8 protein-coding genes and 1 pseudogene are annotated in these 12,104 nt (G+C 63.4%); 5 read left to right on the forward strand and 4 right to left on the reverse strand.

Annotated features, from left to right (window positions below; genetic code table 11):
- Positions 1–16 precede the first annotated feature (16 nt).
- From AC0L2Z_RS05435 to AC0L2Z_RS05445, 3 genes are read left to right on the forward strand one after another with little or no spacing between them, the layout of a single operon-like run.
- Entirely contained in the window at positions 17–1,288 is a 1,272-nt protein-coding gene (locus AC0L2Z_RS05435; protein ID WP_473626987.1) for a Re/Si-specific NAD(P)(+) transhydrogenase subunit alpha, read from the forward strand.
- A complete protein-coding gene (locus tag AC0L2Z_RS05440) occupies positions 1,288–1,713 on the forward strand; it encodes an NAD(P) transhydrogenase subunit alpha part 2 (protein ID WP_029347614.1) in 426 nt (141 codons plus the stop codon). Before AC0L2Z_RS05435 ends, AC0L2Z_RS05440 begins: the two co-directional genes overlap by 1 nt.
- A gap of 6 nt (positions 1,714–1,719) precedes the next feature.
- Complete coding sequence (locus tag AC0L2Z_RS05445; protein WP_473626988.1) at positions 1,720–3,117, forward strand: NAD(P)(+) transhydrogenase (Re/Si-specific) subunit beta; 1,398 nt, start codon at positions 1,720–1,722, stop codon at positions 3,115–3,117.
- 46 nt (positions 3,118–3,163) lie between these two features.
- On the opposite strand, the gene AC0L2Z_RS05450 is transcribed toward AC0L2Z_RS05445, so the two are convergent.
- Positions 3,164–3,583, reverse strand: a complete 420-nt coding sequence (locus tag AC0L2Z_RS05450; protein ID WP_473626989.1) for a DUF1284 domain-containing protein — start codon at positions 3,581–3,583, stop codon at positions 3,164–3,166.
- Positions 3,580–4,158, reverse strand: coding sequence for a biotin transporter BioY (locus tag AC0L2Z_RS05455; protein ID WP_473626990.1), 579 nt, complete (start codon positions 4,156–4,158; stop codon positions 3,580–3,582). The genes AC0L2Z_RS05450 and AC0L2Z_RS05455 overlap by 4 nt, the downstream gene beginning before the upstream one ends.
- A 348-nt stretch (positions 4,159–4,506) precedes the next feature.
- Between AC0L2Z_RS05455 and AC0L2Z_RS05460 the strand changes: the two genes are divergently transcribed.
- Complete coding sequence (locus tag AC0L2Z_RS05460) at positions 4,507–6,006, forward strand: hypothetical protein (RefSeq protein ID WP_473626991.1); 1,500 nt, start codon at positions 4,507–4,509, stop codon at positions 6,004–6,006.
- A 193-nt stretch (positions 6,007–6,199) separates the two neighbouring features.
- Positions 6,200–7,855 carry a DUF4166 domain-containing protein gene (locus AC0L2Z_RS05465; protein WP_473626992.1) on the forward strand — a complete coding sequence of 552 codons (1,656 nt, stop codon included), beginning with the start codon at positions 6,200–6,202 and terminating at the stop codon, positions 7,853–7,855.
- 312 nt (positions 7,856–8,167) lie between these two features.
- Here AC0L2Z_RS05465 and AC0L2Z_RS05470 read toward each other — a convergent pair.
- Together AC0L2Z_RS05470 and gyrB are read right to left on the reverse strand one after the other, a co-directional pair.
- Positions 8,168–9,084, reverse strand: a pseudogene (locus tag AC0L2Z_RS05470) (hypothetical protein).
- 245 nt (positions 9,085–9,329) lie between these two features.
- Positions 9,330–11,801, reverse strand: a complete 2,472-nt coding sequence (gyrB, locus tag AC0L2Z_RS05475) for a DNA topoisomerase (ATP-hydrolyzing) subunit B (RefSeq protein ID WP_473626993.1) — start codon at positions 11,799–11,801, stop codon at positions 9,330–9,332.
- Positions 11,802–12,104: the final 303 nt, after the last annotated feature.

A 12,104-nucleotide genomic window follows, 5' to 3' on the forward strand; every position in this document is an offset into this window, starting at 1 on the left:
CCGAAAGGATCATGCGGTGGGACAGACGGTTTTCATCCCTCGTGAGCTCGATGCGAACGAGCCACGCGTTGCTGCCTCGCCCGACACGGTGAAGCGGCTGGCGGGGCTGGGGTTTGACGTCATCGTCGAAAGCGGCGCCGGCACGGCATCGCGCATTCCCAACGAGGAGTTCGCCAAGGCCGGCGCTGCGATCGGTAAGGCCGGCGATGTCGCCAAGGCTGATGTGGTGCTGAAGGTGCGGCGGCCTGATGAGGCGGAGCTGAAGGCCTATCGCCCGGGCAGTGCCGTCATCGCCATCATCGATCCCTATGGCAACGATGCTGCCGTCGATGCTCTGGCAAGGGCCGGCGTCACCGCCTTCTCGATGGAGTTCATGCCGCGCATCACGCGCGCCCAATCGATGGACGTCCTGTCCAGCCAGGCCAACCTCGCCGGCTATCAGGCGGTGATCGACGCGGCTGCCGAGTATGACCGGGCGCTGCCGATGATGATGACGGCGGCGGGCACCGTGCCGGCGGCGAAAGCTTTCGTCATGGGCGTCGGCGTCGCCGGCCTGCAGGCGATCGCTACTGCGCGTCGTCTCGGTGCCGTGGTCACCGCCACCGACGTGCGTCCCGCCGCCAAGGAACAGGTCGCCTCGCTCGGCGCAAAGTTCCTGGCGATCGAGGATGAGGAGTTCAAGGCGGCCGAGACGGCTGGCGGCTACGCCAAGGAAATGTCCAGGGAATACCAGGCCAAGCAGGCCGCGCTGACTGCCGAGCACATCGCCAAGCAGGACATCGTCATCACCACGGCGCTGATTCCGGGCCGTCCGGCGCCGAAGCTGGTTTCAGCCGCGATGGTCGCCTCGATGAAGCCGGGCTCGGTGATCGTCGACCTGGCGGTCGAGCGCGGCGGCAATGTCGAGGGCGCCGTGCCCGGGCAGGTGGTGACCACGGCCAACGGCGTGAAAATCGTCGGCCATCTCAACGTGCCGGGCCGCGTCGCTGCCTCCGCCTCGCTGCTCTATGCCAGGAACCTGTTTGCGTTCCTCGAGACGCTGGTCGACAAGACCGCCAAGACGCTTGCCATCAACCGCGACGACGAATTGGTCAAGGCGACGATGCTGACCGATGGTGGCCAGGTCGTGCATCCGGCTTTCGCCGGCAAGCCGGCGGTGATGATCGCCTCGGCTGAGCCTGCGAAGCCCGCCGCTGCAAAAGATCCAGCCCTGCCAAAGAAAGCTGCCGCATCCAGGAAAGCTGCCGCACCCAAATCGCCCGCTAATAAGTCGAAAGGGATCGCGTGATGGACCAGACCTTGCAGAAAGCCCTCGACCAGCTCGACCAGGCTACCGCCGCCGTCCGGCTCGCTGTGCAGGATCTGGCCACAGCTCCAGGCGGCACCGATGCGGCGGGCGACGCCGCGCACGCGCTGTCCGGCGGGGCAATCGATCCGTTCGTCTTCCGCTTCGCCATTTTCGTGCTGGCGATCTTCGTCGGCTATTACGTCGTCTGGTCGGTGACGCCGGCGCTGCACACGCCGCTGATGGCCGTCACCAACGCCATTTCCTCGGTCATCGTCGTCGGCGCGCTGCTTGCCGTCGGCATCTCGGCGTCCGGCATCGCCACCGGCTTCGGTTTCGTCGCGCTGATGCTGGTCTCGGTCAACATCTTCGGCGGCTTTCTCGTCACCCAGCGCATGCTGGCGATGTACAAGAAGAAGGACAAGTAGAGCGCCATGAACGCCAACTTCGCCTCCTTCCTCTATCTGGTCTCCGGCATCCTGTTCATCCTGGCATTGCGCGGCCTGTCGCACCCGACCACCAGCCGCCAGGGCAACATGTACGGTATGATCGGCATGGGCATCGCCATTGCCACCACGCTGGCGCTGGCGACCCCTTCGGCGGGAGGCTTCGGCCTCATCGTGCTCGGTCTTTTGATCGGCGGCTCGGTCGGCGCGGTCACCGCGCGGCGCATCGCCATGACCTCGATGCCGCAGCTGGTCGCAGCCTTCCATTCGCTGGTTGGGCTTGCCGCCGTCATGGTGGCGGCTGCCGCCGTCTATGCGCCGGAAAGTTTTGACATCGGCACGGTCGCCGACATCCACGCCCAGGCGCTGATCGAGATGAGCCTCGGCGTTGCCATCGGCGCCATCACCTTCACCGGCTCGGTCATCGCCTTCCTCAAGCTCGACGGCCGCATGTCGGGCAAGCCGATCATGATCGGCGGCCGCCACTTCATCAACGCCGCCCTCGGCATCGGACTGATCGTGCTGATCGTGCTGCTGGTCACCACCGAGTCCAAGCTGGTGTTCTGGCTGATCGTGGCGGCATCGCTTGTCCTTGGCGTCCTGCTCATCATCCCGATCGGCGGCGCCGACATGCCGGTGGTCGTCTCGATGCTGAATTCCTATTCGGGCTGGGCGGCTGCGGCACTCGGCTTCACCCTCGGCAATCTGGCGCTGATCATCACCGGCGCACTGGTCGGCTCGTCCGGCGCGATCCTGTCCTACATCATGTGCAAGGGCATGAACCGGTCGTTCGTCTCGGTCATCCTCGGCGGCTTCGGCGGCGAGACGTCCGCCACTGCCGACGACGGCATCGAGCGCACGGTCAAGCAGGGCTCGGCCGACGATGCCGCCTATTTGATGATGAACGCGCAGAAGGTCGTCATCGTGCCTGGTTACGGCATGGCGGTCGCCCAGGCGCAGCACGCGCTGCGCGAGATGGCCGACAAGCTCAAGGCCAATGGCGTCGACGTGAAATACGCCATTCATCCGGTCGCCGGCCGCATGCCCGGCCACATGAACGTGCTGCTGGCCGAAGCCAACGTGCCTTACGACGAAGTGTTCGAACTCGAGGACATCAACTCCGAATTCGCGCAGGCCGACGTCGCCTATGTCATCGGCGCCAACGACGTCACCAACCCGTCCGCCCGCGACGACAAATCGTCGCCGATCTACGGCATGCCGATCCTCGATGTCGACAAGGCTCGCACCTGTCTGTTCGTCAAGCGCTCGCTCGGCTCCGGCTATGCCGGCATTGACAACACGCTGTTCTACAAGGACGGCACCATGATGCTGCTCGGCGACGCCAAGAAGATGACCGAAGAGATCGTCAAGGCCATGGATCACTGATCCGGGTTGGCGACCCCGACAATCGTCCCACTGCGAACGTTGCCTTTCACCGGAGTGCCACCGTTCCATAGTCTGAAGCGGCGATTGAACTGCAAAGGTCAAACCACTCGCACCCGCCGCAAGCACCCCGGGTGCGGCCCGAAGAGAACGCATCGCGCATACTTCGCAGAAGCGAGGGATGGAGCTGAAGTTCCATGTCCTCGGCAATCGAGTACCCCAGAAGCGTACCAACACTGGCCGCCGCCTGACGGTCGCGCTCCGTCACGCTGTCGCGAAGGCAGTGCGGCTCCGCCTCACCGAGCAGGGGCGCGCAAATATCGTCAGGCCCGGAGACGATCAGGATGTGTTCGCCTGCGGAGAGCCGAGCCGCGATCGCGTCGAAATTGGCGACGAACGCAGCGCTGTAACCCTTGCCTGCGTAAGTCAGCAGGCAATGGAGATGGTGCGGCCGCAGCCGGACGGTCATTTTTGCGCGCGGGTCATGAGCTTGAGCGTCACCGCGGCCAATGCCGACTTGAGCGCCCCGCCGATCAGGAACGGCGCGACGCCGTGGACAATTGCCTGTTCGATGCCAATGGCGACGGAAAGCCATGCCGCGCCCAGCACGAGGCAAAGCGCGTTGCCCAGGAGCATGGAGACGAACGCCAGCCATGGGCGGTTGCCGTTCCAGCCGCGCTCCGCCAGCCATCCCGTGAGCGCGCCGACCACGGGGAAGGCGAAGAGGTATCCGGCGGTCGGGCCGACAAAGTAATGCGCACCGGCAGCGCCGCCAGATAGAACCGGCAACCCGATCGCGCCTTCGACCAACCATGCAACGATCGTGGCCGCGCCGAGTCTCCAGCCGTAGACCGCACCGATCAGGGTGACCGCAAAGGTCTGCATGGTCACGGGCACCGGAACCATAGGCACTTCGATGTAAGACGCCAGCGCCAGAAATACGGTTCCCAGGACGACCGCCCCGATCTGCCAGGACAGCGACCAGTCGCGGATGCGCGGCGCGCTTGAAGCCGCGTGGCTGGCTGCGGTGGGGTTATGAGGCATATGTGTTCTCTTTCGTACTGGCTGTGAAGCAGGCGCTATGCCTGACTTGCGGGATTGAACGACGTGCTGCCCGGGAGGACGGAGTAGCGGATCAGGCGGCTGTCGGCAACGGCGGCTTGCCGATGCTTCATGGCGGCGCGACAAACGGCGCCGGAAGTCACAGTCCTAAGTTTCGCGACAAAATCGCCAGCGTTGAACTCTTCAACAAATTTCTGTCGCAAAACCCTCCCGCAAAAGTCGGCGATTTGCGACAGATATCTGCGACGCTTTTTGCACTTGCTTCGGATTCAGCACTACGATGGGCAAGTTCTGTTCCGATGGACGGATTTGTCACCAACGGAGGCACCGGTGTCTGGCCCCCAGCCTGTCGCTTCGCCGACCAAGTCCGGCTCGCCCGCGAAGGCCAACTTGCCGGCCCCCGGAAAGGCGCCGCGCAAGCTCAGCCAGGCCGTGATCATCGTGCATGGCATGGGCGAACAGCGACCGATGGGCACGCTGAGGGAATTTGTTCAGGCTGTTTGGAGTCATGACCCCGCCCGCGCGCCGTTTTATGCCCAAGTCGCCGATCCGGGCGGTCCCGCCGGCTCGAAGATCAACCGGAGCTGGATCACGCCTGACAGCCGGACGAACTCGCACGAACTTCGCCGGATCACCACCCCTTATGATGTCGATGGCCGCCGCACTGATTTCTACGAGCTTTACTGGGCCGACATCACGCAAGGCACGACGCGGGGCCGGCTTGCCGCCTGGGTGACGAATCTGCTCTGGCGCAAGCCCGCCGAGATTCCGCGCGACGCCCGCGGGCTCTACGTCGTTACGCTTCTGGCCGTCATAACAGTCTTGGGCGCGGCGTTCGTGCTCGCGACGTCGGCCTTGCAAGGGCATATTTCCTGGACCACGGGCATGCTCGTCACGGTCCTGGCCTCGTTCGTCGTCTGGTCGGTGGACCGGTTCGGTCTTCCTTATTTCGGTGATGTGGCCGCCTATGTGCGGGCTGAAGCGGCAACGGTCGAGAAGCGCGCGCTTGTCCGCGACCGTGGCCTGACGCTGTTGAGGCGCCTCATGACGGACGATGGCTACGACCGGATCGTGCTGGTCTCGCACAGCCTGGGATCGATCATCGCCTATGATCTGCTGCAGATATTGTGGGCCGATTTCAGGCCACGAAAGCTGGAAGCCGCCCGCGACAAGGCGAGACTGAAAGCGATCCGCGCCGTCGACAAGGCTACGCTCAAGTCAGATGGTTCTGCGTGGCCAGACAAATTGGATGATTTTTCCGGATTCCGGCGCGCCCAATGGGAGCTCTACCGCCACCTCCGCGCCGGCGACGCCGATCATCCATTGCCTTGGAAGATCAGCGATTTCGTCACGCTCGGCAGTCCGCTGACCCACAGCGAATTTCTGGTGACCTACAATCTCGCCGAATTCAGGCGCGGCATCGCTGAGCGGCTGTTCTCGGCATGTCCGCCGATCGCCGAGACGGCGGCCGGTGGAACCGTCCTCTATCAGGAAGGGCGCAGCCGTTCTGGCAAGCCGCAGCGGGCGGTGCATCACGGTGCGGTGTTTGCCGCGACGCGCTGGACCAATATCTTCGACAGGGGCAATGGCTGGCTGACCGGCGACCCGATCTCAGGATCGATGGCGGATAATTTCGGCCCCGGCGTGGAGAACATTCAGGTCGAACTGCGCAGTTCGCTTGGCCGCATCTTCACCCACAGGCTCTACTGGTCGCTGGAGGCGACCGGCGTCGAGGTCGCGGCAGCCGCCGGCACCCCGCCGCGCTCGCATATCGGCGTGCTGCGTGACGCCGTCGATCTCGGCCGAAAACTGGAACGACCCGAAGCATAAAGCGGATTGGCGCGCCGGAGCATGCCAATACCCCAAATATCCGGTGCGCAGTCTCACAAAAAACCGAAAGAGTTCTCAATAACCTCGATAAGTTGGTGCGATCAATGTCAAGCGGCTTTCGAAAATTGCCCTACCGCAAACCGAAAATTGCGACGGTTCTGTCGCTGAAAAGCGGAAACGTTTGAAAGCACGCATGAGAATCCTGATCCTGGGCGGATACGGCGTTTTCGGCGGGCGCCTGGCGGAGCTTCTATCCGACATAGCGGAGATTGAACTCATCATCTGCGGCCGCGACTTCTCTCGCGCCGAGGCGTTCTGCGCGCGCTACAGAGGGCAGGCCCGGGTTAGGCCGCTTGCGCTTGATCGCGCAGAAATTGTGGCCGGCCTGCGCGCGCAACGGCCCAATCTCGTCGTCGACGCCTCCGGGCCGTTCCAAGATTATGGAACCAATCGCTATCGTGTGATTTCGGCCTGCATCGACGCTGGCATCGACTATCTCGACTTTGCCGACGCCGCCGACTTTGTGTTCGGCGTGCCTCAGTTCGACGCGCAAGCAAAGGACGCACGCATATTCATTCTATCGGGCATCAGCAGCTTTCCTGTGCTGACCGCCGCCGTCCTGCGCGAGATGGCGAAGACGATGGACATCGTCTCTGTGAAAGGCGGCATCGCCCCTTCGCCCTATGCCGGAATCGGCCTCAACGTCATGCGTGCGGTGGTGGGCTATGCCGGCGCCCCGGTGAAGCTGCGACGACATGGGGTGCAATCGCATGGCATCGCTCTGGCTGAAAGCATGCGCTTCACCATCGCGGTGCCGGGCCGGCTGCCGCTCCGGAACATCCGTTTCTCGCTGGTGGACGTGCCGGACTTGCAGGTCATCCCGCCCGAGCATCCCTCAATGACCGATATCTGGATGGGAGCCGGGCCAGTCCCGGAAATCTTGCACCGGACCCTCAACCTCCTGGCGAAGGCGCGCGCGAGGCTCAGGCTCTCGTCGCTGGAACCTTTCTCGCGTCTCTTCTACGCGGTGCTCAACCGAATGCGTTTTGGCGAGCATCGCGGCGGTATGTTCGTCAGCGCGTACGGCACCACGGATGGGCAGGACGCCGAACGGAGCTGGCATCTTTTGGCCGAAGGGGATGACGGGCCATACATTCCATCGATGGCCATCGAAGCGATCATCCGCAAATTGCTGACGGGCATTCGTCCGGAGGCCGGAGCACGGTCCGGGGTCCGCGCCCTTGAGCTTGCCGACTATGAGGCGCTGTTCCAAAGCCGGAAGATATTCACCGGGTTTCGGGGACACGAGATCGTTGCGCCCCTGTACTGCGGGATTCTCGGATCCGCTTTCTCCTCACTTGCTCCGCGACTTCAGGATCTGCATGGCAGCACCGCCACCCGCCAATGGACGGGCTTCGCCGAGGTACGACGCGGTCGCCGCCCGGCGGCCGCGTTCGTGGCGGCGCTTGTCGGCTTCCCGAAAGCTGCGCCACGGGTGCCGGTCACGGTGACCTTTTCGCCCGAGAACCGCTCTGAACACTGGATCCGTAATTTCGACGGCAAGTGGTTTTCTTCGATTCAGTCGGCCGGCACTGGGAGGGACCAGCATCTTCTGGTGGAACGGTTTGGGATCGCGTCCTTCGCGTTGGCTCTGGTGGTGGACGGCGATCGTCTGACCCTGGTTCCGAGACGATGGTCGCTGCTGGGTATTCCAATGCCCGGCTTCCTCCTTCCCAAAGGCTCGAGCTTCGAAACGGAACGGGACGGGCAATTCTGCTTTGATGTGGAAATTTCGATGCCGTTGATCGGCCTGATCGTGGCGTATCGGGGGACGCTCAGCCCAACCTGAATAGGTTGAGCCAAAGACAGGTAACGGTAACGGTGTGCCACCCGCACCTGGGCAAAAAAATCCTGGATTCGGTGTGGAGGACCAGCAGCCTGCCGCCGGCACCCCGCCGCGCTCGCATATCGACGTGCTGCGTGACGCCGTCGATCTCGGCCGCAAACTGGAGCCAAGCCAGCCGGCACCGACGACTTCTGCCGGAAGATAGGGCACGCTCGTTTGTGCGAATTCAGCGCGCAGTTCATGGCGATGACGTCGTCAAAACAACCGGTCGATGCCGGGGAAAGTCTCGGCGTCGATAGAACCCTCAAGCACCGATCAACGGTCGGTCAGGAAGACCGCCTCCTCGTCGTCGCGCTGCCTGCCCCCAAGTGCTGCCGGGCGCTTGCGATGAAAGCGCCGACGACCAGGGACAGAGCGCCAAGCAGCGCGAAGGTGGCACCGGCTTTCCTGGCGGTATCGGCAGCCTGCTGGGCCTGGACCTTCGCCTCTTCGACCCTGGCAAGCACGGCATCGACACGGGCCCTGGCATCGGGTTCCGACAGCCCGGTGCGGGCGGCTACCAACTGCGACAGATAGGTCTTGTCGTCGGCTGACACTTCCCCTGCTGCTGCGCTCGCGATCAAAATGCGCGAGGCCTGCGCCGTCGCCGCCGCATCGCTCTCCGGGTTGGCGGCAGCAAGCCTGGCCGCATCGGCCGGGCGGAACAACGCATCGACGAAGTACGACGTTGCGTTGTCGGTCGCGGCGCCTCCGGCGTTTGCGGTAGCACCTGCCGAAGCGCCCATTGCCGCGCCCGACGCGACTGTCGAAGCGGCGTGGACGCCGGTTCCGACAGCTGCGGAAAGCGCCGAGCCGAGCACACCGGCGACAAGCAACGTTGCAAGCGCCCAGGCGAGGAAGCCGTGTGCGGTATCGCGGAAAAAGACCTCATCGGTGTGGACGCCGACCCATTTGGTGCGTAGGCGCCCGGCAAGATAACCGCCTACGGCCGACGACAGCCACTGCACGATGATCAGCCACGCAGCCGTGGAGGCCGCGAAAGTTGTGACTGAGGTGCTCAAGCCGGACCACGGCGAAACCATCGTCAGCCCGAGCCCGGAGCCGAGCAGCATCAGGATCAATGTTAGCGTCGAGGCAGCAAAGGCGCCGGCCACGATTGGCCCCCAGCTGACAGCGGTAGAAGAGGATTCCGTCGGTGCGGAAACGTCGACAGCCGTTAGGGTTGACTGCATGTCAGCCCCCTAACGTGCGAAAAGCATGATGAGAATAATGATCGGAATCGGGACTCCGAGAAGCCAGAGCAAAATGCCACGTCCCATGAGTGCCTCCTGCGGCGATTGTGATCGATTACAATGCCTTGGATGCTCTTCCGTTCCGACCGGCCCTCATGATCCTTTGTTGCGACGCAGCAGGGATCGTTGGTGGGCCTGGGCCTACCAATACCTTAAGTGTCCGAAGCTGAGCAGCTGCTTGGGCTTTAAATATCCAGGTTGGCGACCGATAGCGCGTTTTCCTGGATGAACTCGCGCCTGGGCTCGACTTCGTCGCCCATCAGCCGCGAGAACAGACTGTCCGCATCGGTGGCGTCATTGACCTTGACTTGTAAAAGCGAGCGCACATTCGGGTCGAGCGTGGTCTCCCAGAGCTGCTCGGCGTTCATTTCGCCGAGGCCCTTGTAGCGCTGCATGGTCAGGCCCTTGCGGCCGGTGGCAAACACGGCATTGAGCAGCGCCAGCGGTCCCGAGATGGTTTCGGACACATCCTTGCGGCGCAGCACCGGCGGCTCGCCATAGACTTCTGCGAGGCGCGGCGCATAGCGGTCGAGTTGGCGGGCGTCGGCCGAATTGATCAGCGCCAGATCGAGATGCGCGAACTCCTTGACGCTGCGCACAGTGCGCTCGAACACATAGCCGCCGACCCCTTCGTTTGAGGTCGACATGCGGCCGGTCCAGCCGCGTTCGGTGTCCTCGGCGATGATGTCGAGGCGCCGGGCGACACGCTCGGCCATAGCGTTGGCCCGGCCGAGATCGACGAAGACGTCCGGACTGAGCGCGCCGGCGATCGCCGCCTGCTCAACCACGCCTCTGTTATAGCGGGTGTGCAGCCCGTTGATGAGCTGGCGCACCGCCAGCGCATCGTCGATGGCGCTGCGCAGGTCCTGCCCGGCCCGCACCTCGCCGGTGCTGAGCGCAAGCGACGCCTCTTCCAGCCCTGAGCCGATCAGGAATTCCTCGAAGGCGCTTTCGTCCTTGATGTATTGCGAGCTCTTGCCGCGCGTCACTTTGTAGAGCGGCGGCTGGGCGATGTAGAGATGCCCGCGCTCGATCAGCTCCGGCATCTGCCGGAAGAAGAAGGTCAGCAGCAAGGTGCGGATGTGGGCGCCGTCGACGTCGGCGTCGGTCATCAGGATGATCTTGTGGTAGCGCAATTTGTCTGCGTTGAACTCGTCCTTGCCGATCGAGGTGCCGAGCGCGGTGATCAGCGTGCCGATCATGTCTGAGCCGAGCATACGGTCGAACCGGGCCCGCTCGACGTTGAGGATCTTGCCGCGCAGCGGAAGAATGGCCTGGTTCTGGCGCGAACGGCCGCCCTTGGCCGAGCCGCCGGCACTGTCGCCCTCGACGATGAAGATTTCGGACTTCGCCGGGTCGCGTTCCTGGCAGTCGGCCAGCTTGCCGGGCAGCGAAGTGACGCCGAGCGAGCTCTTGCGGGTGATGTCGCGCGCCTTGCGCGCGGCTTCGCGCGCCGCTGCCGCCTGGATGACCTTCTCGATGACCACCTTGCCCTCGGTCGGGTGCTCTTCGAGCCAGGTGCCGAGCGCCTCGTTGACGAGCCCTTCCACCACCGGACGGACTTCGGATGAGACCAGCTTGTCCTTGGTCTGCGAAGAGAATTTCGGGTCGGGAACCTTGACCGACAGCACGGCCGTCAGTCCTTCGCGGCAATCGTCGCCGATCAGCGCCACCTTCTCCTTTTTGGTGAGGCCCGTGGATTCGCCATAGCCGGTAATCTGGCGCGTCAGCGCGCCGCGGAAACCGGCAAGATGCGTTCCGCCGTCGCGCTGCGGAATGTTGTTGGTGAAGGCCAGCACGTTCTCGTGGTAGCTGTCGTTCCACCACATGGCGACTTCGACGGTGATACCGTCGCGCTCGGCCTTGATAGCAATCGGCTTGTCGATCAGCGGCTTCTTGACGCGGTCGAGATATCTGACGAACTCCTCGAGCCCGCCATCATAATGCAGCTCATGGCGCACGACGTCGGCATGGCGGGCATCGGTCAAAATGATGCGCACGCCGGAATTCAGGAAGGCGAGTTCGCGCAGCCGGTGCTCCAGCGTGCCGAAGTCGAACTCGACCATGGTGAAAGTCTCGGTCGACGGAAAGAAGGTGATCTCGCTGCCGCTGCGCCCCTCATAGGTGCCGGCAACCTTGCGCTGCTCATAGCTGCCGGTGACCCTCAGCGGTCCGTCGGCATTGCCATGCGAGAAGCTCATCTCGTAGATCTGGCCGTTGCGGCGGATTTTCAGCTTCAGCCAGGCCGACAGCGCGTTGACGACGGAGACGCCGACGCCGTGGAGGCCACCAGACACCTTGTAGGAGTTCTGGTCGAACTTGCCGCCGGCATGCAGCTGCGTCATGATCACTTCGGCCGCCGAAATACCTTCGCCGGTGTGGATATCGGTCGGAATGCCGCGGCCATTGTCGATGACCGTCACCGAACCGTCGGGATTGAGCGTCACCGTGACGAGGTCGGCATGGCCGGCCAGCGCCTCATCGATAGCGTTGTCGACGACCTCATAGACCATGTGATGCAGGCCCGAGCCGTCGTCGGTATCGCCGATATACATGCCGGGCCGCTTGCGGACGGCGTCCAAGCCCTTCAAAACCTTGATGGAATCGGCGCCGTACTCGGCCTCAGCGCCGTTGGCGTTGTCGATCTGATCGCTCATGAAAACCTGTCTGATTGATGCCGCACATCCAGCGCAAAAAATCGGCTCCGAATCGCGCGTCCTTGATGGTCCAGATATAGGTGCAAAAGGCGGTTTTTCCAAGGTTTGCAAGCATTTCCGAATGGAAGAAGAGCACGCCTGGCGGGCCACGGCATCGGACCCAAAAGTGGAACCGGTTTTGGGAACAGAGCGGCCGCACAAAAGCGGGCGACCTGTTCCGACGCTCAGGCACTTTCTAATACCCCGTTACAGCCGGCGACATGGACGCTTGCCCTGCAAGCCACTACATTGAGGTCACCAGCG

The sequence above is a fragment of the Mesorhizobium sp. WSM4850 genome (genome assembly GCF_055811735.1).

Bases quoted from the DNA above. Each gene is read 5' to 3' on its own strand.
- AC0L2Z_RS05455 (WP_473626990.1), bottom strand. From the start codon at position 4,158: ATGCCTCATAACCCCACCGCAGCCAGCCACGCGGCTTCAAGCGCGCCG.
- AC0L2Z_RS05440 (WP_029347614.1), top strand. From the start codon at position 1,288: ATGGACCAGACCTTGCAGAAAGCCCTCGACCAGCTCGACCAGGCTACC.
- AC0L2Z_RS05450 (WP_473626989.1), bottom strand. From the start codon at position 3,583: ATGACCGTCCGGCTGCGGCCGCACCATCTCCATTGCCTGCTGACTTAC.
- AC0L2Z_RS05445 (WP_473626988.1), top strand. From the start codon at position 1,720: ATGAACGCCAACTTCGCCTCCTTCCTCTATCTGGTCTCCGGCATCCTG.
- AC0L2Z_RS05465 (WP_473626992.1), top strand. From the start codon at position 6,200: ATGAGAATCCTGATCCTGGGCGGATACGGCGTTTTCGGCGGGCGCCTG.
- gyrB (WP_473626993.1), bottom strand. From the start codon at position 11,801: ATGAGCGATCAGATCGACAACGCCAACGGCGCTGAGGCCGAGTACGGC.